This window comes from Algoriphagus aquaeductus, from assembly GCF_003253485.1.
Classification (GTDB): Bacteria; Bacteroidota; Bacteroidia; order Cytophagales; family Cyclobacteriaceae; genus Algoriphagus; species Algoriphagus aquaeductus.
On the sequence record NZ_QKTX01000009.1, the window covers coordinates 185,026 to 209,160 of the forward strand.

Below are 24,135 nucleotides of genomic sequence, written 5' to 3' on the forward strand. Positions count from 1 at the left end.
GCAGATCGGTTACCACTCACTCACGTCAGCAAGCTCTGAATAGCTGGTCGCGCTGACAAATCATTCTATTTATTCATTAGTTGTATTGACTTGACGATTTATTGTCAGGGTGGAAGGTTATTGAAAATAGAGATACCGTAGAAATAGGTCCTGCTCGCGCAGGATGAAATACGCTTCGTACCAGCCTGCCGCAGGTTGGAAATATTGGCAGCGGTTTAAGTTCGATTCTCTAAGCCCTCAACTTCAGATTTGGGCGCTACAGTTAGAATCTAGCATTCGCCAAATATTTCACTCCGAGGAACGAGGAGTGTATTTCGCGAGAGCATATTTCGCTTTAGCGTATCTCAATTTCTTCCTTCCAGACTCTCCAATACCAGTCTCATCAATCCGACTACTAACCACTTCAAAGCATGAAAAAATTTCTACTCACATGCTTCCTGGCATTGCCATGCCTTTTCGGAAGCACCTCTTTACTGAGTCTAGTTGCTCAGTCACCCGGGGCCGACCTTCTTCATAGGTTCGGAGGTCCCAATCGGGGCGGGCCATTCTCCCGTCCCGATACCTTCGCTCAGCTAGATAACTCAGCAGAAACCTCTGTTGAAGCCATCTACACCACCGATGTATCGGCTATTGACGGTGGACCCGCTCTTCGGTCTGCGGTCTCCCATCTTCCAGCTTCAATTAAGGAGACTGCTTCGCTTCGTGCCTTCGCTCGCAGTGACGACCCTTTACATTGGGAATCTGTGCTGAGCACAGTCAAAGCATCCGACATCCGACATCGGACATCCGACATTAAGTTAAATTTTGGTTTAGTTGATAGCGACCAGGATATGAGGGTAGGGCTGGGGGTTTCAGGCCTTCAATCCCCCTCTTTCCCAGTCTTCAGAAATCAGGATAGTTCAGGCCGAGAAGCTTATAGCAGGAGTACCGAAGCCCAAAGTCTTGCGTCTAATGTCTTGTGTCTTTCGTCTTCAAGCAGTCTTGCCTCTCCATCTCCGGCTCTAATCTATGGCGAGCTGATCAATCCGGATTCTTTAGGGCCGCTAAAAGTGGAGCTTATTCGCCACTATACCGACCGTAAATCCACGTTCGAAAAGGACGATTTCCTTATTGAAACATGGCCGGGCGAGTTTTTCGATGGAGTAGTGGATCCGAGAGCCCAAAAGTTTTCCCTTTCCATACCGGATCTTATCCAGCCGGCCTATTTATCACTGACTATCCAAAATCGTCCCTTACTGGATCGGTACCTGATTTTTCCCGGCGATAGCCTCAAAATCGGGATTAACCTTGCCCAATCCACCTTGGTATTTGGTGGCCCGGCTGCCGCACAGATGGAAGCCCAGTTTCAGCTGCGAAGAATCAAGCTCCAAAATGAATTTGATCAGCCTCGAAAAATCGTGGTTTCAAATGCCGATGACCTGTTGGATCAGGAAGATAATAGGGAGCGGTGGGAAGCCAATCAGGTAAAATTTTCTTCCAAGCTTGAATTTGAAAAATATGGATCGGAGGGATTGGATAAGATCCTCGGTTCTCTACAAAATCAGGATACCCTGCTCTGTCAGATTGATGAATGGCTTGACCTATTCGGAAAGAATCTGAGTGAACAGAAAAAAGATCTGATCCGATTGGATGCCTTTTCCGGCCAATTGCTCGGTCCGGTATCCATGATCAATCGATTTTATTACCAAGAATTACGAGGTCAACTCCAAGGCGAAGCATGGACTGAAAAATTGGATTTGATCCTGAACGCGCTTTTAGTTTTCAAGGAGGGAGCGTTTGATCCGGAATCCCGGAAGATTTCAGCATCCTACCTGGATTTTCAAATGGAAAGGCTTGCTCTGATTTCGCTCATCAAAGGGATTTCCTTTCATGACGCAGTAGAACAAACCTATCAAGGAGAACTGGCAGATAAACTAAAAGCCTCATTCCTCATCCAAAACCTAAAAAGATACCCGGATCCAAAAGCCCTGATTGATCTTTACTCCAAGACTGTTCAATCCCCTTTTTGGCGAAACCGGATCCAACAATTGGGTGCATCCACCATTCCCGGTGGTACCCTGATTTCCCTGGAGTTGGAAGATACCTTGGGAAACAGAATTTTGACCTCTAGTCTGCCTGCAAAGCCTACCCTGATTTATTTCTATTTCTCCACCTGCGTCCACAGTGCCCATTACTTTCAGGACCTCTTGTGGCCATTATACAAGGTTATGGCAAAAGAGATGGGAGTAAGTCTCATTGCTATTTCTGTGGATAAAGACCGGAACCTGTGGCTGAAGCGACTGCCCGAGTATTCCAATTTGGAGATACCCAATTATCGATTGACAGAAAGTAATAAGCAGAAACTGGTGGACTACTATGAGTTTTCAGGTTATCCGCGGACTTTTTTCATTGATGCAGACCGACGGATTCTCTCATTTGGACTAGATAGAACCGATTCAGCCAAGTTTACCCGGTCATTTTTAACGATCCTGTCAGCGATAAATCCATCCAATTCAAACCCAAATATCCCAACGTTATGAAGAAAGTTTTCCTAATTCTCAGCTACTTATTTTGGGCCGGCATACTTTGCGCCCAACAGCAACAATCCCAGATTACAGGGAAGGTCATTTCTCAGGCAGACCGGCTCCCGCTGCCCGGAGTAAATGTAATTGTCAAAGGTACCGTAAACGGAACGGTGACCAACGAGGAGGGAGAATTCACCCTCACGGTACCCAACGGCTTACAGGTGCTTAGATTTTCCTATATCGGCTACACATCCCAAGAGCTGGAAACAAGGATCCCATTATCCGCTCCCCTTACGGTATCCCTTCTGGAGGATCAGGTTACACTGAGTCAGTTCGATGTGGTGTCCACCGGTTTTCAGGAGCTTTCGGCCGAACGCACCACCGGTTCTTTCGCCAGATTGGACACCGAACTGATCAACCGGAGTGTCAGTACCGATATCGTCCAGCGGATCAGGGATGTCACTCCAGGGTTAATCGTTCTTCAGGACAATTTCAGCATCGGGGCCGAGCCCCAGATTTCGATCAGAGGGACCAGCACTATTCAGGCAGAAAACCAGCCGTTGATCGTGGTGGACAATCTGGCCTACGATGGCCCGATCAGCTCCATCAATCCCAATGATGTGGAATCCATTACGGTTCTCCGTGATGCTGCCGCTGCTTCCATTTGGGGAGCAAGAGCAGGAAACGGGGTGATTGTCATTACCACCAAAAAAGGGAAACTCAATGAACCGGTAAGGGTAAGCTTCAATGCCAACGCTACTTGGGGGCAGGAGCCTGATCCGTTTTATCAGCCGCAAATGGCCATCAATGGATTTGTGGATTTGGAAGTGAATTTGTTCAAAAAAGGTGTCTACAACGGAGATTTCAACTCATTTATGAAAACGCGGTTGAGTCCTGTGGTAGAAACGCTGTTCAGGCACAGAAATGGACTTCTCTCGGATGCGGAACTCAATTCCGCACTTTCTGGCTTTCGAGCCGGAGATGTTCGGAATGACCTAAGGGCCTATTTTGGAAGACCATCTCTGAATCAGCAATATGCACTGGGGTTTTCGGGAGGAAGCGAGCGATATACCTACAACTTTTCGACAGGGTGGGACGACAATAAGAGTAATCGGGTAACCGAGGGTAATTCCAGATTTACTTTTTCCTCCAACCAAAATTTAAAGTTGCTAAATAACCGCCTTCAGGTTGGAATCGGAACCTACCTGGCGCTAAGTCAGAATCAGACGGCCCTTCCGGATATCAATAACTTCTTCCCGTACGAGCGTCTTGCGGATGAAGAAGGTAATCCATTGTCGGTGTATCGGTCCTACAATGAGCGGTTTAAAGAGGAGGTCAGGAAGACCAATTTACTCAATTGGGACTATTTTCCTCTGGATGAAATCGGTCTAAGTCCCTCACGGAATCAGGCAAATGATTTGCGGCTGAATGCCAACTTGGGCTATAAAATCCTTCCCGATCTTTCTTTTTCAACGTTCTACCAATATTGGACTAACTCCACATCCGGGAGAAGGTTGCAGCCCTTGGAGGCCTATGCCACCCGTGAACTGATCAATAACTTCTCCGAAATCAATGCTGCCGGACAGGTGATCAATAATCTTCCGATGGGTGGGATTTTGGATCAGAACAATCTGAATTCCCATAGCCATACCGTGAGATCTCAGCTATCCTGGCAAAAAAATCTTGGTAAAAACCAAGTTCTCAATCTGCTGGGTGGAGTCGAGTTGAAAGATCAACAGGGGAACGGAACCACGAAGCGATTCTATGGGTATAATGAGACCATCGGTCTCAGTCTGCCGGTGAACTATACCACATTTTTCAGACAGTATGCATTAGGCTTTACATCATCCATCCCGTTTGCGGACAATTTCACGGGAACGGTCAACCGCTACCTGTCGGGATTTTTGAATATGGGATATACCCTCAAAAACCGATACCTGGTCAATGCCAGCGCAAGGGTGGACAAGTCAAACCTGTTTGGTGTGAAAACCAACCAGAAATCGGTTCCCTTATGGTCGGTGGGTTTAGGTTGGATTGCTACTGAGGAAGAATTTTGGGAGGCTGATTGGGTTACTTTTCTGAAGCTTCGAACCTCATATGGATACAACGGGAACACGAATACCCGTGCGACAGCCCTTACTACGGGTAATTATTTCGGTGCTGGTTCCAATGCTTTGGTCGGTTTTCCCTTTTTGGGAATAGTGACTCCACCGAATCCTGAACTCAGATGGGAACGGATCAAAATCATCAATACAGGGGTTGATTTTGAGTTATGGAAGGGAAAATGGTTTGGTTCAGTTGATGTTTACCAAAAACAGGGCCTGGATCTCCTGGGTCAACTTTCAGTTTTTCCTTCTTCAGGATTTAATTCAGCTGTGTTGAATTATGCCTCTACTTCCACCAGAGGGGTTGATGTAAATTTGAATTTTAAAACCAAACTAGGGGCTGTGCTTTGGACAAGTTCATTTTTCTACAGCGGGGTCAAAGAGAAAGTCACCGAAATACAAAACAACCCGACCACTGCTCAAATCATGGCCAATCAGGCAGGAGCAGAGGTTCCGCTCTTGGGCAAGCCCCTACATCATGTTCATTCCTATCCCTGGGCAGGGTTGAATCCGGATACCGGGGCGCCGAGAGGGATTTTGGATGGGGAACCCAGTGAGAATTATTCCCGGCTGATCCAGTTGTCGGAAGACCAGCTGATTTACCATGGAAGCAGCAGACCTACCGGATTCGGCGCCTTGAGAAACCAGCTTGACTGGAAAGGATGGAATCTTTCGTTCAATATTTCCTACAGAATGGGTTATTATTTCAGAGACCAATCGGTCGATTATGACAACATCAATCGTGGAATTATTTCACATGCTGACTATGACAGAAGATGGCAGAATCCCGGGGATAGAACGTCAATTCCTGCCGATCCGGGTCGTGTGGATTCACCCAGAAACATGTTTTATCTAAGAAGCTCTGCCTTGGTGCAGCGGGGTGATCACATCCGGCTTCAGGATATCCGGGTAGCTTACACCTTTTCAAATCCAAAGTTCAGGGATTTTCAGATTTACTCCTATGTGAATAATCTGGGTATCCTTTGGAAGGCCTCAGACCGCGTCCAAGATCCGGATTTCAGGTTTACTCCAGCCCTTCGGGCAGTGGCATTTGGGCTTACCATGAGCTTTTAACTATCAACAATTAAACGACTTTCAAAATGAAAAAAATACTTCAATGTGGATTTCTGTTTTGGCTTCTTGCCTTGCAGGCTTGTGATGGCTTCTTTGATGAAAAACCCAATATTTCCTTGGTGGTGCCGCAAACCCTCGATGATTTTCAGGCCATCTTGGATGGCAGGCCCAGGGCAATGAACTCGACCCTGTCTACAGGGCTTCTGAGTTCAGATGATTTGATTCTTGGACCGGCTATTTTGAATCAACTCGCATTTTCACAGGTTTCTTCCTATTTCTGGAGGGAGGAGTTTTATCTTCCGGACGAATCAGATCCCAACTGGTTTACCTGCTACCGTAAGGTCTTCCATGCAAACCTTGTAATTGACGGGTTAAGGAATTACAGTCCCAAAACTGCTTTGGAATTGCAACGAAAGACGATTCTGGAAGCTTCAGCCAAATTCTATCGGGCACAAGGCCATTTTGAATCACTGAGCCATTATTCACCTTATTCAGATTTTAAGACACCTAACCTAATGGGAATACCCATCAGATTGACCTCTGATTTAAATGTGAAGGTGGGGCGAATTGCTCAGGAGCAAGCTTTGGCACAAATCATTAAAGACTTGGAGGACGGGGCCAGTCTCTTACCGGCTAAACCGGAGGTTCCCACCCGGCCTTCCGCATGGGCTGCCCATGCCATGCTGTCCAGAGTCCATCTTTACACCAAAAATTATGAAAAAGCCTTGTTTCATGCCGAAAAGACCTTGGAAATAGAGGATGCGTTGATGAATTATGGAGAAATAAATCCCGGTCCTACTTACCCTTTTAAGATTTTCAATCAAGAAGTTATCTTCTACGGTGAGTTATTAAGTGGAAGATATGCCCTGAATACCCAGACTTTTGTAAATCCTGAAATTGTAAGGATGTACGGAAATGGTGACTATAGGTCTTCTTTATTTTTTAGAAAATCCCCGGTAGATTCTCTGGTTAATTTTAGAGGCCATTACACAGGCGACTATTTTGTTTTTGGCGGATTGGCGGTTAATGAAGTGGTACTGAATAAGGCGGAATCGGCTGTCAGGCTTGGTCAAACTGGTAAAGCCCGGGAGGCATTGAATTACTTGCTTTCCAATCGGATCAATCCAAAAAACTTTAGCCCGATTAACGCAGATAGTCAAAGTGAGTTGCTCCAGAAAATTCTGAGTGAAAGGAGAAAAGAATTGGTTTTTAGAGGGCTTCGATGGTTGGATCTCAAACGCCTGAATACAGAAGATGAAACAAAGGTTACCATGAGGAGAAAATATAATCCAGAGAATAGCATTCTCCCTCCAGGTGATCCTAGATATGTAATTCCGATTCCCCCGATAGAGGTGGACTTGAATCCATTGATCAAAAATCCTTGACAAAAAAGGAGGTCTCCCTCAAAAAGAGAGACCTCCCAAATTTTAAGGATTGGCAATCGGAAGATTACCATATTTCACAAACAATCCTTCCTCAACCATGTCGGAATTTGAATTTGGCTGAATACGGGTACAAACCTGTTCAGCATCATCACATTCATAGGAGGTGCTGCTGGGAGCGACATGAGTCAAATCATACCAGATGCTGGGATTTACAGGATCCTGAGCATATTCTGGTCCACGGGGTGACGTAAAAGCCACCGCTGCAAAGGCGGCCAACACAAAAGCCAATAATGGCAGCTTACTCATTAGTTTATTCATAGACATGTGCCCTTTTTTAACCGATCAAAAAGGGCCAAACCGTTTTTGGTTGTTTGCCTACTCTGAAAAGGGTTTTCGGCATCCCCCAAAGGACTCCATCAGTATGGGCTGGTCTCTCACTCCGGCCCTCGAGAGAAATGGATTCCCGTTTTTATGATTTCTATGGAAAGGATCCATGGTCGACATTAGGTCATTTTTTGCAGCCTATACCTTAGAATGATTAAGGGCTGCGGAGCGGTGATCCCACCTCACCGCTCCATTTTTTTAACCTTTGAGTGCGCCGGGGCGACTCGAAGGTTTTTGCTATTCTACTGATTCGATTCTATGATTCGATCAAAGCCAGCTAATTCCCATGGTCGATTTTTAAATCAATTCAACTACGCAGATCCTCCTATTGCCTCTTCAGCCGGGTTCGGCTGGGTCGGATTTACAATCCCTGCCGACTAAAAGCCATGACTGCCTAATCTTCTATGCCTCTAGACCCCCTAACTCCCATGCTTCCCCGCCTCCAACCTCAATCCCCAAACTGCCAACCCAATCAAGCCCAGATTCAAAACAAAATGCTCTGCCCATCCAAGACTCTCAATGATCCCGGCACAGTTACAGGGAACCCGGGGAAAGGCTCCTACCCAGATCAGTCCCACATAGGTAATAAATACCGTCAGCAAAAGAATGCTTCCAAGGTATCCCCACCAGCGTGTGACAGAAAAAAGTAGGAGCGTGGCGATTAGCAACTCTATTCCGGGGATCAGAAATGCCAAGTATTCTTCCAGCCAGTTGGGCATGGGTTGATTCAGAAAGGCCTTGCGACTCTGATCAAATCGGATCAGTTTTTCCAATCCGGTGTAGGCCCAAATGAAAATCAGAATAATTCGGATGGATAGGTTCATGGACGAATACATCAAGTTGAGTTGAATTTAAGTTGGGAACTTTTGACTCAAAACGACAACTGTCGGAAACGAAGAAAATGAAAGTCGTAATCCGACTTTTGTCGGTATTTTTTACTAAATGAATAAGTTTGAGACGGATTTTCTTGAAAAAATACTTCGTAACCATTAGTTTGACTATAAGTTCTTAGTTGCTTTCCGGCAAGACCTGCTTTTTCACCCCACTAGGTTTTGATCTTTTAATAAAACGGGTAATACTATGGAACAGAAGTTTATTTCAATGATGATCGCTGATTATGATCAGCTATTTAGGGTTCCCCGGGAGGGATATGAGCAGGTAATTCCCATCCTTAGGCAGGTCCAGGCAAAGCGAAATACCTTGATCAAGCCTGGCGGAAGTGCGGATCTGGTCAGCAGGTACCTATGTGAAGGGTTTATCGGACTCTTTTATCCCCATGGAGAAAAACTGGAACTACTTTCGATTTTCCAGGCTACTGATACGGTATTTGATGAATTTTCCTATCGTTCGGGCCAAATCAGTGAGACAGTTATCAAATCTATTTCAGCGGTTGTCTTCTTGGAATTTCCCATCTCAGCGGAGGAATTGTTGCTTCATCGGCATCCTGAGTTTTCTTTGCTGGCCCACCGAATCGCCCATCGGATATCAGAGCGAAAAAGTAGGGTTCATTCGATCGCAAAATTAGGTCTGGAACAGGGCTATGAACTTTTGATGAAAGAATTTCCGGGTTTGGAAGCCGAAATAACCAATTCTGATTTGGCCTCTTTTTTTGGAGTACATACCCGAACAGTCGAGCGGTGGAAACATAACCTAAAAGATCTTTGAAATGAAAGGGCCCCTTTTTCCCTCAGCACTACATCGCTCCACCGGTGAATGTGATCTCAAAGTTCTCAGGTGGGCCTGGCAATCCGGCCTTTTTGAAAGCCACGCTGAATTGGAAAGATTTAGAGTGGAAAAAATCAATTGGTTTGCAGGCTTTTTATATCCGGAGATCGATGCCGAAAAGCTTACTTTGGTTATGCAGTTCTTCTTGGGATTGTTTTTGTTGGACGACTTATTGGATCAAGATCCTAGTTTATCACATATGGATTATTTGGAAGGCCTCTCCAGATCATCAATGAATAAAGACAAGGGGCGAAAGGAGCGGATCGGTAACCGGCTGCTTGAATTGAAGGAAAAATTAAAGAATTCTTTTCCTGAGGAAAATAGTAAGCGAGAGTGGGAGGGATCTTGGAAGGAATATCTCAATGGCCTTCAATGGGAGATTCGTAATAAAATAGAGGGTAAAATTCCTGACCTTGAAGACTATAAATATTTTCGGCCCTATTCTTCCGGCGTCTTTTTGGCGATTCAGCTAGCAAGAACAAAAAAGCACTTTAAGAATTGTGAAACAGGAATCTTGGAGTCCACCATTGCCAGATACATTTGCCTTTCCAATGACCTGGTGTCACTCAGCAAAGAGAAAAAGGCCAATGATTTCTACAATGAACTCATTATCCTACAGGCATCCTTTGGAAGGGATGCCGAAGCCATAGCCAAAAAAGAGCTGGGTGTCCTTGAGGAAAAAATTGTTTCTCTTTCAAGATTGGTCACTGAGAACGATGAAAGTTGTCAAACCTGGATTAACAGGCTACTGCATTTGGTGGGAGGCTGTCTGGCTTGGTCAGCCATGACGGTTAGGTATTTTTCACCAGTCAACGGAAAACCAACCCTGCTAACCTGAAAGGAGGCCGCTCATGCTAAGGAAACGTTGTGTTATATATCCCAAAGATATTCAGATCATTACCGGCAGAAGCGAGCGTTACAGTCATGGTCTGATCCAAAAAATCAGGAAGTTTTACCACAAGAATGAACATCAGTTCGTGACTTTAGACGAATTCTCGGAGTTTTCAGGAATTCCAATTCAGCAAATCGAGCAATACATCTAACCTGCCTTATCTGATTTGTATAGAGGATTGGGCAGAAACAGTCCGGTGTTATTTCCCACCTGGTTAAGATAGTTTTCAACTGATCGGTTGGGATAATCCGGCTCATATTCGGATCATCTTCGACTTATCTTCGACTCAACTTCGGCTCAGCATCGGGTTTGTCCCTCACGAAAGGCGAAATAAAGGCGAAATCAAGTCGGAGAAACTACCCAAACACTAACCTTATCCTACCGCTATGGCTATTCTATTGGAAAATCTTCTAGGCAATGTGACAGGTAAACTGGGCAAGCTGATCCTGTATGAGCGAAATGGAAAAATCTGTTTCCGCACCAAGCCCGAACGCATAGCAACTGTACCCTCCGCCAAGCAACGCTATCAGCGGGAGGCTTTTGCCAAGGTTTCTTCTTTTTTGGCACCGATCCGGGATGAGTTGGAATTTGGATTTTCAGGAATTCCAGGAGATAAATCCAAGCGGTTTGGGAAAGCCCTGTCTTTGGCGGTGAAAAAGGCAATTCTTCCGGAAGAGGGAGAGCCGGTATTGTACCCCGAACGGATCAGTACTTCTGCTGGAGATATTCTTGGTCTAGCGGACTATCAACTGGAATGGGAAAGTCCAACTACCTTGTTGATCCGATGGAGACCGAACTCATTTGAAGGTAACGGGGTCGATGCGGACCTGATTTTTTACCTTGGCTATGATCCCCAAAGCAAGCGGAAATGGAGTGTCCGGGAAGGAGCTTATCGAAAAAATGGGCTGATTCGGATATATTTTCCATGGTCAGGCAGTCAGGTGGGTAAGTTTTTCCATTTTGTTTCTTTTTATGGCAAAAGGAATAAGCGGATTGAATTTTCTGATTCCCTGTGTTTAGGGCGTTTTTAAAGGTATCCCTGTTTGAATGAGTGGATTGAAAGAATAGACTGATTTTCGCCGGAGGAGGATTCCTTTTCTTCTTGGGAAATCAATGGAAAGGCCCGGGTTTTATGTGAAATACCTGGGCTTTTTTATTTCTTAAAGAATGAGTTGAAAGGTTTCCGATAGGATTTCGATACTGCAGAATTTGCACATTCCGCAGCACCTGCCCGATAGGCATTGAATTGAAAAGTAAAGCCAGAAAAGCATTATCCTGATTTTTTTGAAAAAGACCGCAAGGATGGCACATTCAATTGATAGTCAGGTAAATGCCTTTGATCTTGGTGCCATGTTTCACTTAAACCCCATGTAATATGGCAAAGCAAACAGGAGTAATTACCCTGAAGGGACCGGTCGGAAGACTGTCCTTCTACAAGACCCGAAATGGCTACCTCGCCCGGGAAAAGGGAGGGGTGGAAAAGTCCAGGATCATGAATGATCCCCGATTTGCCCGCACTCGGGAGAATATCCGGGAGTTTACCGACAATGCGAGCTCCTCCAAGTTGCTTCGGGATGCCCTGAGGCCGGTGATCTCCAAGATTGGAGACAAGCGGCTCAATCTCCGCATCACCCAAGTGATGATGCAGGTGCTGAAATCGGATGAATCCAGCGTGCGGGGTGACCGCAGAGTCAAGCTGGGCAATTGGGAACTGATCAGGGATATGGAACTCAATGCCGGCTCTTCGCTGAGCAGTACCCTGTTTTTTGAGATCCAAGTCAGTGATTCTCCCTCAGCCTGGGTGGTCCAACTGCCCTCCTTTGTACCCGGTGATATGATCGCCATTCCCGGGGGAGCAACCCATTACCGGATTTCTGCCACCGGCGTAGGGGTGGATTTCGATTTGGGAACCCGTACGGTAGCCAGCGTGAGTACCGGAGCCCAGTCTGTCCTGGACTCCGCACCGTCACAGACGCTATCGGTCGACAAGGCGCCCCTTGAGGGCACTCATCTGGTGTTTCTGCTCAGTGTGGAATTTATCCAGATCGTCAACGGGGTGGAGTATGCCATCAACAACGGGGCCCACAACGCGGCTAAGATTCTGGGGACGGTAAAGAGTAGCTGATGCGATTGCTTCTCAAACGTAGATACACTCCCCGGGGCACTCCGGGGAGGCTCTACCTGGGACATCGCCCACTCTGCCTGATGCGGGAAGCTCCCAAGGCCTGTTTCGGCAGGGAGCATTCCTGCCTGGAAGAGGGGGTGTATGAGCTCAGTCCGGAATATACCGAAGAATCGGGCTGGATGATTCGGGTAGGGAAACAGGGCTGGATCAAATCCCTGGGCCCGGATCAACTTCCGACCTCCGGAATCATGGCCCCCGTGACCTGCTATCGGGCAGAGGGTAGGCCTTTGTTTACCCGATTGGCCTTTCAGCGCTTGTTCGATGAACTGGGCTGCTGTTGGGAGCGGGGAGAAGTGGTGGAGTTGCAGGTAGTATCTTTGGGAGTTCCTTACCTCAGGGAATCATGCCGGATACCCTCGTACTCCTAGGTTGGGTAGGAGCGATCTTATCGCTGTTACTCTCGGTGATCGCCTATTTTCTGAAGTTGTTGATCCAGGACTTCAGGCAAATCAGGGATCAGTTTCAGGTGCTGAAAGAAGCAGTGGTCCGTCTGGAAAGCCAGCAAGAGTGGGTAAGGTCTGTTCTGGGCAAAGGGGCTGTTTCGAGAAGCCTGAAGGGAACTAGAAGCTAGTATCAAGTATCAAGTATCAAGTATCAAGATGAAAGAAGCAAGATGCAAGAAGCAAGAAGCAAGAGGCAAGAGCCAAGAGGTAATTAACTACTGTCTTATCTCTTAATCTCTTATCTCTTAATCTCTAATCTCAAATTTCAAATCAAAACAATGAACACACTCCAAGAACTCCAATACCGGGCCGTTGCGCCCACGCCTCCTTTCTTCCAAAAGTTGAAGAGAGTGGGATTGATCATCGCAGCCGTAGGAATAGCTGTGGTCACCGCTCCGGGATTCGTTCCCGAGCTGGTGCAGTCCATCGCAGGCTACGCCATCACGGCAGGGACTATCCTGGTCAGCATTTGTCAGTTGACCGTGGATGAAGCCCGACTCGAGGATAAGCTCCTCTCGGGAATACACCATTAACCAAACAGACCCAATACAAAACCCGGGCAGGCTTCCTGTTCGGGTTTTTTTAAGGTCCATTTTCATACCTAGAATCCATAAGGACAAAAGTCAAACCCCGGTAATCAGTTTTGAACAGTGGGATGAGGATTTTCTCAGGCAAAATACGAGATCCGAAATTCACCGAAAATGCTTTCGGAGTGGTTGTCTCGATAGCATCAATCAGAGAAAAATAGGGGGCTAGGGGGCTAGAACAAGGTCTCCCAGCTTCTTCAGATTCGGGCTAGCGGCCAAGCCATTGGGATTACAGCCGGGCTTTCCTTCCGGAACTTCCATTCCCAGCTTTTGGTAAAATTCAGCCCAATACAGATCCGTTTTTCCGGTAAGAGGATTTTTGAAAGTCATGGGTTCCAGGTGGAATAGCGACGCTGCCCGAAATGCCCGTTCGACAAAATCAGAACAATAAAGTGAAGTATCGTTGAGCACATAACTCCAGTTGTAGGGTTTACCCAACAAGGATTTGGCAGTGGCGATGGCTTCGGGAATGCAGTGCCGGGTCTCTTCGGAGAGTCGATACACGGCAAGTTGTTTTCCTTTTTCAGCGGAATCAGAGACCAAACTGTCTAGAGGCTCCCGGACAGTGCCTTTCTTAGGACTGGCATGAAGGACAAAGACGGTTTCGTCTGACACCTCCAAAATGCCCACATGGTCGAAAGAGGCATTTTCCTCCCGCTGGGTAACCCGATTGATCGCTCCGGATAGCTGGTCGGTTTTTGCACCTACAAAAATCAAGTCCCCCGTCTGGAGCATTAGATTTTGATAAGCGAGTGTTTGCTGAGCCCTTCCCGGCAAAAGGAAAACGAAACTCAGAAAGAGAAGAATTATTGATCGGCAAAGTAAATTATTCATGGTCCGGGAAGGTAGGGATTTCAGAATCCGGATTTCTCCATACCGAATCAGGCAAGGAAAATCAGAATTAGGTTCTTCGGTGTAAGGAGGAACCTCGATCCAAGGACAAGTTTACCACCTTAGGTTCAAAAGTAGGATGCGATTCAGGTTGTTTTTGGAAAGAGGGATTGGATGATACGTTATAGAATAGAAGGATTCCTTAACTTATTTCGGATTTGCCCCTTTTTGTATCCTTTGTCTACAGGTTCATCCAATTTGCCCCATGGATTCAAAAGGAAAGAAAAGTGAAGAGGGCTTGAGATTAAAAATTTTCCAGTCCTAGGATTAAATCCTGAGATTTTGATGCCCAAAATTCAGCAAATCCAAGGATACAGCCCTTAAAGTGCCCAAGTGCAGCCCGAAGCTTAGGTTTAGGATCTTGGATTCGGTGAAAATCCAGGAAAAAGGAACTTGGATTTTACCCAGCCCTCTCGATTGACCTTCGGTTCCATGGATTTGAAACATGAGTTTTTGCAATAAAAATCCGGTTTTTTGAATGTTGCAAAAAATACGCAGTTTGTTTGTCAAGTAGGCTTGCTCTAAACCCTGTTTTTGAAACGATGATGCATAAAATAAAATGGTATTATTTTGATAAAAAATTATAATTTTAATAATTATATTCTTTAATATTATTCAAAAGTTAAAAAAACAGGAATTTAGTTGTAAAAAAAATAACTGGGGGTGTATTAGGATTGACTCGTTTTCCCCTACTTTTGAGTAGGCAAAATTCCAATTTCGGGATGCAATTCTGACTTGGAATAGGGCTTGATACATTTTAAAAGTCTGATCTCATCCATCAGATAGTTTCATTTTTGACTAACCCAGTATGATTAACTATTTTAAAAAGCTCTTTTCTGGTTATGCCACTGCCCGGAGGCAGGTTAGTGGAGTTATTTGCAGGTATCAATACGCCGGAAAGCCGGTATTTTTTGATCCCATGCTTATGCTTCGTGAATTTCTTCACCGGTCTTCGACAGAATCTGTTCAAAAAGAACCCGTTACAGGATTTGAGGAGGAGATCAATCAATTTTTTGTGACGCCCATTCAGGATGTCGAGCCCAGTGTGATCTGTACCTGCGAGTATCAGGGTCGGGAACTGAAGGTCTTCAGATTTTCACTCAAGGAAGGCACCTTTCCGCTCAGTATTTACCGGTTTTATTGGGGAGGGGAACTGTTGGGTCAGTTTAGGAGAAAGTATGATTACGGTTCTCAAGTCTCTGATCTCTATGAGGAATTGTATTCAAAGTACCCGATTCAACAACAGGAGAAGTGGACCAAATTGTTGGTTAACACCCAAACTGGGGGCCTGATTTTTTTGGAAAAGTTTGGGCATTCCCAACTTTGGTATTTTCCTGATGCTGAGCGGTTTCAGGAATGGAGATCCTTGATAAAATCAGGAGTATGATTTAAACCAGTGGAAGTATTGTGGGTATGAATCGCAATTTTGAAGATAGAAAAAAACCAATAGAAAATAGGATTAAAATTGAGTACAAAAATTGCTCATTTTCTTAACTTTGGCACGAAATTATAAGGAGAGGCAGAGGCAAGACCATTCTTTTTTAAGAATAAACCCAAACTGACTGAGGCGTTCCAATTACGCTGAAGAATCCATCAACCGCTAGGTTCACGAAGACAAAAAAGGTAAAGACAAGTATCGGAGAAGGCGAAGTAGGGCATGCTTGTTCCTCCCATCCCGGTTCTTTCCTATGCTTTTTTTGATCGGACTGGGACTGAAAGGGCGAAGCTTTAAAGAGGTTCAACGTGAAACGTTAAGCATAGTATAAATAATTGCTTAAAGAATGTCTGTTAATTCGTTAACCGTTAAAATGTTAAAGGTAAACGCGCTTAACCTTTAACGTCTTCGCACCTAACCTTATTAGTAATTCGCTTGGCAAGAATTGAGAATTTTGAGGATCTGGAAGTTTGGCAGTTAGCTAGAGTGCTTTGCAAACTTGTCAAACGCTTAATATCAAAAGTTCCTTTTTTAAAAGATTTCAAATTTTCAGCTCAGATTAATTCAGCGGCAGGTTCTTGCATGGATAATATTGCGGAGGGCTTTGAGCGCGATGGAAACAAGGAGTTCATCAATTTTCTTTACATCTCAAAAGGTTCAAACGGAGAAGTTCGATCCCAGTCCTATCGAGCTTTGGATTGGAAGTATATCTCAAACGAAGAGCAAGCAGAAATACTGGTATGGACAGAAAAATTAAAACACAAACTCCAAGGACTAATAAATACATTAAAATACAGTGGTGGCAAAGGCTATAAGTAACTCTTTTGGAGCTGCTCCATTTGAGAGTTATGGATGTAATGTAAAAATGCAAACGAAAGCGCGATTAACGCTTAACGAATTAACGTTTAACCTCTAACTCCCTCCGAACCCCTCGCCCAACTCAGGATAAACCTCGAACCCTGAACTTCGAACCCTTCTCCCACCCAGTCTAAACACCAAACCAACTTTATAAGTACCAATTAACTTTTCCATGCTCAAACCTTTTAACGAAAGCAAAATTGCCATCATCGGCCTAGGATACGTTGGCCTTCCTTTAGCCACCGCATTTGCAGAAAAATTTAAGACTATCGGTTACGACATTGACTCTAAGCGGGTCGGCGAACTCCAAAAAGGCCATGACCGTACCCTCGAAGTGGAAGACGACTTACTTCAGTCTGTCTTGGTATCCTCTTCGGAGCTACTGGACCAATCCGGCAAAGGTCTTTTGGTGAGCGATTCTGCCGCTGAAATGGCAAATGCCAATATCTACATCGTGACGGTTCCTACACCCACCGACAAACACAACCGTCCTGTGCTGACGCCCATGCTGAAGGCTTCCGAAGCGATCGGTAAAGTCCTAAAAAAAGGGGATATTGTGATCTACGAATCCACGGTTTATCCGGGCGTGACCGAAGAAGAATGTGTGCCAGTCTTGGAAAGATTCTCCGGTTTGAAATTCAACGAGGACTTCTTTGCGGGTTATTCCCCTGAGCGCATCAACCCTGGGGACAAGGAGCATACGGTGACTAAAATTCTGAAAGTCACTTCTGGAAGCACCCCTGAAGTGGCTGAATACGTGGATCAACTATATAAAGCAGTCATCACCGCAGGAACGCACAAGGCTTCATCCATCAAGGTAGCGGAAGCGGCCAAAGTGATCGAAAATTCCCAACGGGACATCAACATCGCCTTTGTCAACGAGCTCAGTAAGATCTTCAATTTGTTGGGTATTGATACGCAAGAGGTACTTGAGGCTGCGGGTACCAAATGGAATTTCCTTCCTTTCCGTCCAGGACTGGTAGGAGGGCACTGCATTGGGGTAGACCCTTTCTACCTGGCACAAAAGGCCCAGGAAGTAGGATACCATCCGGAGATTATCCTGGCAGGCCGACGACTCAATGACTCAATGGGGAAATATGTAGCTACCGAAGTGATCAAGCACATGATGCGCAAGGATCTGAAGGTGATTGATTCCAAGGTGCTGATCCTGGGTTTTACCTTTAAAGAAGACTGTCCGGATGTGCGCAATACTCGCGTGATCGATATCTATCTGGAGCTCAAGTCCTTTGATATGGACGTGTGTGTGTATGATCCTTGGGCAGATCCTGCGGAAGTTAAGCATGAGTATGGTATTGACATAATCAATGGTGGAACTAAGCCGGTTCTCGAGGATTATGCGGCCATTATCCTAGCCGTCGCACACCAAGAATTCAAATCCTGGCCAATTCAGAAGTCGGAAAGTCAGGTGGTGTTTGATGTGAAAGGATTTTGGAATAAAGAATTAATAGATGCAAGATTATAACAAAATGTTACAGAATAAAACTATTTTAATAACAGGAGGTACAGGGTCTTTAGGAAAAGCCTTAACTAAGTATATTCTTTCAAATCATCCAGAGGTGAAAAAGATAATTATTTTTTCACGTGATGAGCAAAAGCAATTCCAAATGGCTCAAGAGTTTCCTTCTATAGAATTTCCTCAAATTCGATTTTTTATTGGAGATGTACGGGATAAGGAGCGGTTGATTCGTGCATTCAAAGAGGTTGATTATGTCATTCATGCAGCTGCTATGAAGCATGTTCCCATTGCGGAGTACAATCCTGAAGAATGTGTTAAAACTAATATAGATGGAGCGAGAAATGTAGTCGATGCTTGTCTTCAAACAAATGTTGAACGTGTAGTTGCCCTTTCAACTGATAAAGCATGTGCTCCAATTAATTTATACGGAGCCACCAAATTGGCTTCAGATAAGCTTTTCGTAGCCGCTAACAATATAAAAGGATGGAATCCAATTCGTTTTAGCGTTGTCAGGTATGGAAATGTTATGGGGTCAAATGGTTCTGTAATTCCATTTTTTATAAACAAGAAAAAAGAAGGGGTATTGCCAATCACTGATCCAAATATGACTAGATTCAATATTTCACTTCAAGGTGGTGTGGATATGGTAATGCATGCGTTATTTCATGCATGGGGAGGAGAAATATTTGTCCCGAAAATTCCTTCATATCGAATTACTGATGTTGCGAAAGCTATAGGGCCAGAATGTGAGCAGAAAATCGTTGGAATAAGACCGGGAGAAAAGGTTCATGAGGAAATGATTACTCCCTCAGACTCTTTTTATACCTACGATCTGGGAAAATATTTCACAATTCTTCCAGCTGTACCAAAGTTCAAATTAGAAGATTTTATTAAGGAATTTGGTGCGGTTAAAGTAAAGGAGGGATTTGCATATAATTCAGGGGATAACGAAGAATGGGAAACAGTAGACTCACTTCGATCGCTTATCAAAGAACACGTTGATTCAACTTTTGAATATTGATCTGATGAACCCTATACCCTACGGAAGGCAGCATATTACGGAGGATGATATTCAGGCTGTAGTAGAAACTTTGAAATCGGATTACCTAACCCAAGGTCCTAAAATCAAGGAATTTGAAGATGCTTTTGCAAGCTATGTCGGTTCCAGATATGCCATTGCGGTATCCAATGGCACAGCAGCCTTACACTTAAATGCTTTAGCTATCGGAGTAAAGCCTGGCGATAAAGTAATCACTACTCCAATTACTTTTGCTGCTTCAGCCAATTGTGTCCGCTATTGCGGAGGTGAGGTAGTTTTTGCTGATATTGATCCAGAGACCTATTTGGTGGATATTCATTCAGTAAGAAAGTTATTGCAAGCTTCACCAAAAGGTACTTATCAAGGCATTATTCCGGTTGATTTTGCAGGTAGAGCAGTAGATTTAGAGGCTTTTAGAGAACTGGCTGATGAGTTTGGCTTATGGATTATCCAAGATTCCTGTCATTCACCAGGGGGATATTTTATAGATAGTAAGGGGCAAAAACAGCATTGCGGGAATGGTAAGTTTGCAGAATTGGCAATTTTTTCATTTCATCCTGTCAAACACATCGCTTCAGGGGAGGGAGGCATGATTACTACCAACGATGAGAACCTTTACAAAAAACTTTTGATGCTTCGCACCCACGGAATCACGAGAGATGAATCTTTATTCCAAAACTCACTTGAATTCGCAAGGGGAAAAGATAATTTTTCATTAGCCTCTCATAATTCTGCATTCCCAGCCTGGTATATGGAAATGCAGGAACTTGGCTATAACTACCGATTAACTGATTTTCAAGCTGCTTTAGGTTTAAGCCAATTAAAGAGAGCAGACGAAGGTTTGGTAAGAAGAAAAGAAATAGCAAAAAAGTATTATGAGGCCTTTCAAGGTCAATCTTTTATTAAAGGTCAATCGGGAGTGGTAGAGGGTCATGCCTACCATTTATATGTTATTGAAATTGAAAATCGTTTAGGTTTATACAACTACCTCAGAGAAAAAAATATTTTTGCTCAGATTCATTATATCCCTGTTCACCTGATGCCATATTATAGACAGTTTGGATGGGAGGAAGGAGATATGCCCAATGCAGAGCAGTATTATAAAAACTGTATCAGTCTGCCTATGTATCCAACTTTAACCAACGAAGAACAGGAATTTGTCATAAATACCATACTTTCTTTTTTCAATGGCTGACATCTGTATCATACCTGCAAGGGGAGGGAGCAAGCGGATTCCCAGAAAGAATATCAAAGACTTTGCCGGTAAACCCATTATAGCTTACAGTATAGAGGCAGCATTATCTTCAGGACTTTTTAATGAGGTAATGGTGTCTACAGATGATGCTGAAATAGCCGGGATAGCTGAAAAGTTTGGGGCTAAGGTGCCTTTTTTTCGTTCGGAAAAAAATGCGAATGACCATTCTACTACTTCGGATGTTATTGAAGAGGTCTTAATGGAATACAGTAAACAAGGAAGAAAATTTATAAGAGCCTGCTGCATTTATCCGACAGCTCCTTTTGTTACTGTAGATTCATTAGTACATGGTAAAAATTTACTGCGGGAGTCAGCTGCTGATACTGTCTTCCCAACTGTAAAGTTTGGATATCCTGTTTGGAGAGGCCTAAGAAAAGACAGAGAAGGTACTGTAGAAATGATTTGGAAAGAACACCTGAATAGCAGATCCCAGGATTTGGAAGAGGTCTTCCATGATGCCGGACAATGGTATTGGTTTGATGTCGAAAGGTTTCTGTTGAACAAAAAACTTTTTACTGACAATACGAAGGCTATAGAGCTTTCTCCCCTTGAAGTTCAGGATATTGATAATTTACATGATTGGCATTTGGCCGAACTGAAATATGGCTACTTACAAAGTCTTAAATAAGCAGGTCTTTTCCACTGGTAGTTATTCTATTGTGCCTATCAGAATGGAGGATAAATACGCCATCATGAAATGGCGAAATGAACAGATTTACCATCTGCGCCAGAATAGACCCTTGACAGAAGCAGATCAGGATGCCTATTTTAAAAATGTTGTTGCTAAACTTTTTGACCAAGAATACCCCAATCAGATTTTGTTTTCCTATCTGGAGGATGGAAAATGCATCGGATATGGAGGGCTGGTACATATTAACTGGATAGATAAAAATGCGGAGATTTCCTTTATCATGGATACTGCTTTGGAAAAGGATTTCTTTTCTTTTCACTGGCAGACCTATTTGGGTTTGATTGAAAAAGTGGCTTTTGAAGGTCTTAAGCTACATAAAATATTTGTATATGCATTTGATTTAAGGCCTCATTTATATGAAACGCTTGAAAAATACGGATTTTTTAAAGATGCTATTTTAAATGAGCATTGCCTTTATGATGGTAAGTTTATTGATGCAGTAATTCACTCCAAATTAAATAATACTTTATGAGGATTGGCTTGTTAGCTAGTGGAGGATTGGGGCTAAATGTTGTAAAATATTTTCTTGCCAAATCGGGATTGACTTTTGTGATGACGGATAGAAAGTCTACTGATATTATACAATTAGCAAAAGAAAAAAAAGTACCTTATTTTGTAGGTAACCCTAGAGATGGAAGAAGTCAAGACTTTATAAAAGACAAACAAATAGATGTTTTGATCTCAGTTAATTATCTTTTTATTATTGAGAAAGATTTGATCAATTTGCCTTCAAAAATTGCGTTTAATATACATGGATCATTACTTCCAAAATATAGGGGAAGAACTCCACATGTTTGGGCAATTATCAATAACGAAGTTGAAACAGGGATTACAGCCCATCTTATTGATAATGGCTGTGATACAGGTGATATTATTGAGCAGATAAAAATACCTATTGGATATTATGAAACAGGGGCCGAAATTCTTAGAAAATATAGTGAAAATTATATTCCATTAATCGATCGGGTAATTTCAAAAATCGAAAGTGGCAAATTGATTTTATTACGACAAGACAACTTAAAAGCTACATATTTTGGAAAAAGAACACCAGAGGATGGAAGAATTGATTGGAACTGGCAAAAGGAAAGGATTAGGAATTGGGTTAGGGCCCAGGCATATCCATACCCGGGAGCTTTCTCGTTGTTGGATTCAAATAAAATAGTAATTGATGAAGTGGTTTTTGATGAAAGAGGTTATGAGGAAAATATGCCAAATGGTTTAATCCTTTCTGCTGAACCTTTTTTGGTCAAATCACCAAATGGAGTAATAAAAATAAAAAAGTTTAGAGACATAGACTTTCAAATTCAATCCGGAAAAATACTTGAATAATAGAAAATGAAAATAGATAATTTCGAAATTAATAAAAGTTCAAAAGTTTTTATAATTGCTGAATTATCAGCAAATCATAATGGAAGCCTGGAAACTGCCATTGAAACAATTAAAGCTGCGAAAAGAGCTGGAGCAGATGCTATAAAACTTCAGACGTATACAGCGGACACTTTGACAATTGACTGTGATAAAGAGGATTTTATTATTAAGTCAGGCTCAATTTGGGACGGCCAGACATATTATAAACTTTATCAATCTGCCTATACCCCTTGGGAATGGCATGAAACGCTTTTCAATGCAGCTAAAGAAGAGGGGCTCGTTTGTTTCAGTTCTCCTTTTGATAAAACAGCAGTGGACTTTCTTGAAAACTTAGATGCACCTGCCTACAAAATTGCTTCTTTTGAGATCACGGATATTCCATTGATAGAATATGTAGCTTCCAAAGGAAAGCCTGTTATTATTTCCACAGGAATAGCTACCCAAGAAGACATTGAACTTGCATTAGATGCCTGTTATCGCATGGGAAATAAGGAAGTTGCATTGTTGAAATGCACATCAAGCTATCCAGCGCCGATTGAAGAAGCCAACATGATTATGGTAAATGATATGGCCGAAAGATACGATGTGATTACTGGACTTTCTGACCATACCATAGGTAGTACGGTTCCAGTAGTAGCAACCTGTTTTGGAGCAAAAATTATTGAAAAGCATTTTATTTTAGATAGATCGATTGGAGGTCCCGATGCTTCTTTCTCAATGACAGAGCAAGAATTTGGTGAAATGGTGAATGCTATTAGAGAAGCAGAAAAAGCAATTGGGGTTGTTGATTATAGCCTTACTGAAAAGCAGAAAAAGGGTAGAGATTTTTGTAGATCTTTGTATGTGGTGAAGGATATCCAGGCTGGAGAAATTATTACAGAAGAAAATGTGAGAAGCATTAGGCCTGGATTCGGAATGCATCCAAAGAATTCAATTGAGATATTTGGAGAAAGAGTTAATTCTAATCTTACGAAGGGAACGAGATTTGATATAAAATATTTATTTTAATTGAATTTTAATTATGAAAAGAGACAAAGTATTATTTTTTCATCCGTTTACAATGCAATCCCCAAATTTCCCCACAGTATTAGATGAGGCTCTTGAATTTTCAAATTCTAATCCGGATACAGAAGTACTTATGTATAAGTGTAGAGGAGAAATTCAATTTTGTCAACAAAATCCTAGAGGAAGTAAATTAAACTGCTTGATATGTCAATATGTGTTTGATAGGATGGTTCGATGTTTTGATGATGAAAGGAAAATTAAAGTAGTTCACCTTGATGATTTTATTAATGCTGACACTGATTTAATTGATTTTGATGTAAGCACGTTAAATTCTTTTGATGAACTTAAGAATTTTAAAAAAGCAGAGATTGATCTAGGTAGTGGTATTTTATCAAGCTATATGGATATAACAAGAAATGATAATTGGGAAAAATTAGATAAAGTATTACTATCTAATCTTACTTATGCTTCGATTTTTGCATTGAATATCGCAAGGGCTATTGAAAAAGCTCTAGATCTAAGAAGTATTTTTATCTTTAATGGCCGATTACATGATAATAAACCTTTTCTTAATTATTTTTCGTCAAAATTTAAAAATTATATTATTTTAGAAACGGTTGGAGGTAGGGTTAAACAGGATTATCAGAAGCATCGCTTTTATAATTCAAGACCCCATTCAATTTCAACATATGCTGAGCAGGTTATTAATAATTGGGAAGTTTCTCAATTAAGTAATTGCCGTGTTCAAGTAATAAGTGCAACGGGTTTGTAAGATAATAATTTCTCTTTAGGAGTTAGGTAGTTGAATTTTCTAATAGGCCTGTTGTTGATT

25 protein-coding genes are annotated in these 24,135 nt (G+C 43.0%); 21 read left to right on the top strand and 4 right to left on the bottom strand.

Features of this window, described 5'->3' with window-relative positions:
* The first annotated feature begins 410 nt into the window (after positions 1-410).
* The 3 genes from CLV31_RS13520 to CLV31_RS13530 are packed head-to-tail and all read left to right on the top strand — an operon-like array spanning position 411 to position 7,068.
* Positions 411-2,519: a TlpA family protein disulfide reductase gene (locus CLV31_RS13520; protein ID WP_111393429.1), complete on the top strand. Its 2,109-nt coding sequence runs from the start codon at positions 411-413 to the stop codon at positions 2,517-2,519.
* The gene (locus tag CLV31_RS13525) at positions 2,516-5,683 is read left to right on the top strand and encodes a SusC/RagA family TonB-linked outer membrane protein (protein WP_111393430.1); all 3,168 of its coding nucleotides are present in this window, start codon (positions 2,516-2,518) and stop codon (positions 5,681-5,683) included. The genes CLV31_RS13520 and CLV31_RS13525 overlap by 4 nt, the downstream gene beginning before the upstream one ends.
* Positions 5,684-5,709: 26 nt before the next feature.
* Positions 5,710-7,068 (top strand): RagB/SusD family nutrient uptake outer membrane protein, encoded by a 1,359-nt coding sequence (locus CLV31_RS13530; protein WP_111393431.1) that lies wholly within the window; start codon positions 5,710-5,712, stop codon positions 7,066-7,068.
* A gap of 42 nt (positions 7,069-7,110) precedes the next feature.
* Here CLV31_RS13530 and CLV31_RS13535 read toward each other — a convergent pair whose 3' ends face one another.
* Positions 7,111-7,374: a hypothetical protein gene (locus CLV31_RS13535; RefSeq protein ID WP_146250901.1), complete on the bottom strand. Its 264-nt coding sequence runs from the start codon at positions 7,372-7,374 to the stop codon at positions 7,111-7,113.
* Between the two features lie 497 nt (positions 7,375-7,871).
* Positions 7,872-8,276, bottom strand: a complete 405-nt coding sequence (locus CLV31_RS13540; protein ID WP_111393433.1) for a MauE/DoxX family redox-associated membrane protein — start codon at positions 8,274-8,276, stop codon at positions 7,872-7,874.
* Between the two features lie 256 nt (positions 8,277-8,532).
* Between CLV31_RS13540 and CLV31_RS13545 the strand changes: the two genes are divergently transcribed.
* From CLV31_RS13545 to CLV31_RS13585, 8 genes are all read left to right on the top strand, one after another.
* A complete protein-coding gene (locus tag CLV31_RS13545; protein ID WP_111393434.1) occupies positions 8,533-9,117 on the top strand; it encodes a cyclic nucleotide-binding domain-containing protein in 585 nt (194 codons plus the stop codon).
* A gap of 1 nt (position 9,118) precedes the next feature.
* A complete protein-coding gene (locus CLV31_RS13550; protein WP_111393435.1) occupies positions 9,119-10,015 on the top strand; it encodes a terpene synthase family protein in 897 nt (298 codons plus the stop codon).
* Between the two features lie 13 nt (positions 10,016-10,028).
* Positions 10,029-10,220 (top strand): hypothetical protein, encoded by a 192-nt coding sequence (locus CLV31_RS13555; RefSeq protein ID WP_111393436.1) that lies wholly within the window; start codon positions 10,029-10,031, stop codon positions 10,218-10,220.
* Positions 10,221-10,455: 235 nt separating this feature from the next.
* Entirely contained in the window at positions 10,456-11,100 is a 645-nt protein-coding gene (locus tag CLV31_RS13560) for a DUF6266 family protein (RefSeq protein ID WP_111393437.1), read from the top strand.
* A gap of 344 nt (positions 11,101-11,444) precedes the next feature.
* Complete coding sequence (locus CLV31_RS13570; RefSeq protein ID WP_111393439.1) at positions 11,445-12,194, top strand: hypothetical protein; 750 nt, start codon at positions 11,445-11,447, stop codon at positions 12,192-12,194.
* Complete coding sequence (locus CLV31_RS13575) at positions 12,194-12,622, top strand: DUF5675 family protein (RefSeq protein WP_146250902.1); 429 nt, start codon at positions 12,194-12,196, stop codon at positions 12,620-12,622. Before CLV31_RS13570 ends, CLV31_RS13575 begins: the two co-directional genes overlap by 1 nt.
* The gene (locus CLV31_RS13580) at positions 12,598-12,825 is read left to right on the top strand and encodes a hypothetical protein (RefSeq protein ID WP_111393441.1); all 228 of its coding nucleotides are present in this window, start codon (positions 12,598-12,600) and stop codon (positions 12,823-12,825) included. Before CLV31_RS13575 ends, CLV31_RS13580 begins: the two co-directional genes overlap by 25 nt.
* Before the next feature lie 150 nt (positions 12,826-12,975).
* Complete coding sequence (locus CLV31_RS13585; protein ID WP_111393442.1) at positions 12,976-13,230, top strand: hypothetical protein; 255 nt, start codon at positions 12,976-12,978, stop codon at positions 13,228-13,230.
* A gap of 219 nt (positions 13,231-13,449) precedes the next feature.
* Here CLV31_RS13585 and CLV31_RS13590 read toward each other — a convergent pair whose 3' ends face one another.
* On the bottom strand, positions 13,450-14,118 hold the full coding sequence (locus tag CLV31_RS13590; RefSeq protein WP_181452637.1) for a YiiX/YebB-like N1pC/P60 family cysteine hydrolase: 669 nt from the start codon (positions 14,116-14,118) through the stop codon (positions 13,450-13,452).
* 324 nt (positions 14,119-14,442) lie between these two features.
* Positions 14,443-14,634, bottom strand: a complete 192-nt coding sequence (locus CLV31_RS13595) for a hypothetical protein (RefSeq protein WP_181452638.1) — start codon at positions 14,632-14,634, stop codon at positions 14,443-14,445.
* Positions 14,635-14,983: 349 nt separating this feature from the next.
* Between CLV31_RS13595 and CLV31_RS13600 the strand changes: the two genes are divergently transcribed.
* From CLV31_RS13600 to CLV31_RS13645, 10 genes are all read left to right on the top strand, one after another.
* Positions 14,984-15,562, top strand: coding sequence for a hypothetical protein (locus CLV31_RS13600; protein WP_111393445.1), 579 nt, complete (start codon positions 14,984-14,986; stop codon positions 15,560-15,562).
* 483 nt (positions 15,563-16,045) lie between these two features.
* Positions 16,046-16,429: a four helix bundle protein gene (locus CLV31_RS13605; protein WP_111393446.1), complete on the top strand. Its 384-nt coding sequence runs from the start codon at positions 16,046-16,048 to the stop codon at positions 16,427-16,429.
* Positions 16,430-16,640: 211 nt separating this feature from the next.
* Entirely contained in the window at positions 16,641-17,951 is a 1,311-nt protein-coding gene (locus CLV31_RS13610) for a nucleotide sugar dehydrogenase (RefSeq protein WP_111393447.1), read from the top strand.
* A 4-nt stretch (positions 17,952-17,955) separates the two neighbouring features.
* Positions 17,956-18,966: a UDP-N-acetylglucosamine 4,6-dehydratase (inverting) gene (gene pseB / locus CLV31_RS13615; RefSeq protein WP_111393461.1), complete on the top strand. Its 1,011-nt coding sequence runs from the start codon at positions 17,956-17,958 to the stop codon at positions 18,964-18,966.
* 4 nt (positions 18,967-18,970) lie between these two features.
* On the top strand, positions 18,971-20,179 hold the full coding sequence (pseC, locus tag CLV31_RS13620; RefSeq protein ID WP_111393462.1) for a UDP-4-amino-4,6-dideoxy-N-acetyl-beta-L-altrosamine transaminase: 1,209 nt from the start codon (positions 18,971-18,973) through the stop codon (positions 20,177-20,179).
* Positions 20,172-20,867, top strand: coding sequence for a pseudaminic acid cytidylyltransferase (gene pseF, locus CLV31_RS13625; RefSeq protein WP_111393448.1), 696 nt, complete (start codon positions 20,172-20,174; stop codon positions 20,865-20,867). Before pseC ends, pseF begins: the two co-directional genes overlap by 8 nt.
* Positions 20,842-21,402, top strand: coding sequence for a GNAT family N-acetyltransferase (locus CLV31_RS13630; RefSeq protein ID WP_111393449.1), 561 nt, complete (start codon positions 20,842-20,844; stop codon positions 21,400-21,402). Before pseF ends, CLV31_RS13630 begins: the two co-directional genes overlap by 26 nt.
* Positions 21,399-22,259: a methionyl-tRNA formyltransferase gene (locus CLV31_RS13635; protein ID WP_111393450.1), complete on the top strand. Its 861-nt coding sequence runs from the start codon at positions 21,399-21,401 to the stop codon at positions 22,257-22,259. Before CLV31_RS13630 ends, CLV31_RS13635 begins: the two co-directional genes overlap by 4 nt.
* Before the next feature lie 6 nt (positions 22,260-22,265).
* Complete coding sequence (gene pseI / locus CLV31_RS13640) at positions 22,266-23,306, top strand: pseudaminic acid synthase (RefSeq protein ID WP_111393451.1); 1,041 nt, start codon at positions 22,266-22,268, stop codon at positions 23,304-23,306.
* A gap of 13 nt (positions 23,307-23,319) precedes the next feature.
* Positions 23,320-24,075: a hypothetical protein gene (locus tag CLV31_RS13645; protein WP_111393452.1), complete on the top strand. Its 756-nt coding sequence runs from the start codon at positions 23,320-23,322 to the stop codon at positions 24,073-24,075.
* Positions 24,076-24,135: the final 60 nt, after the last annotated feature.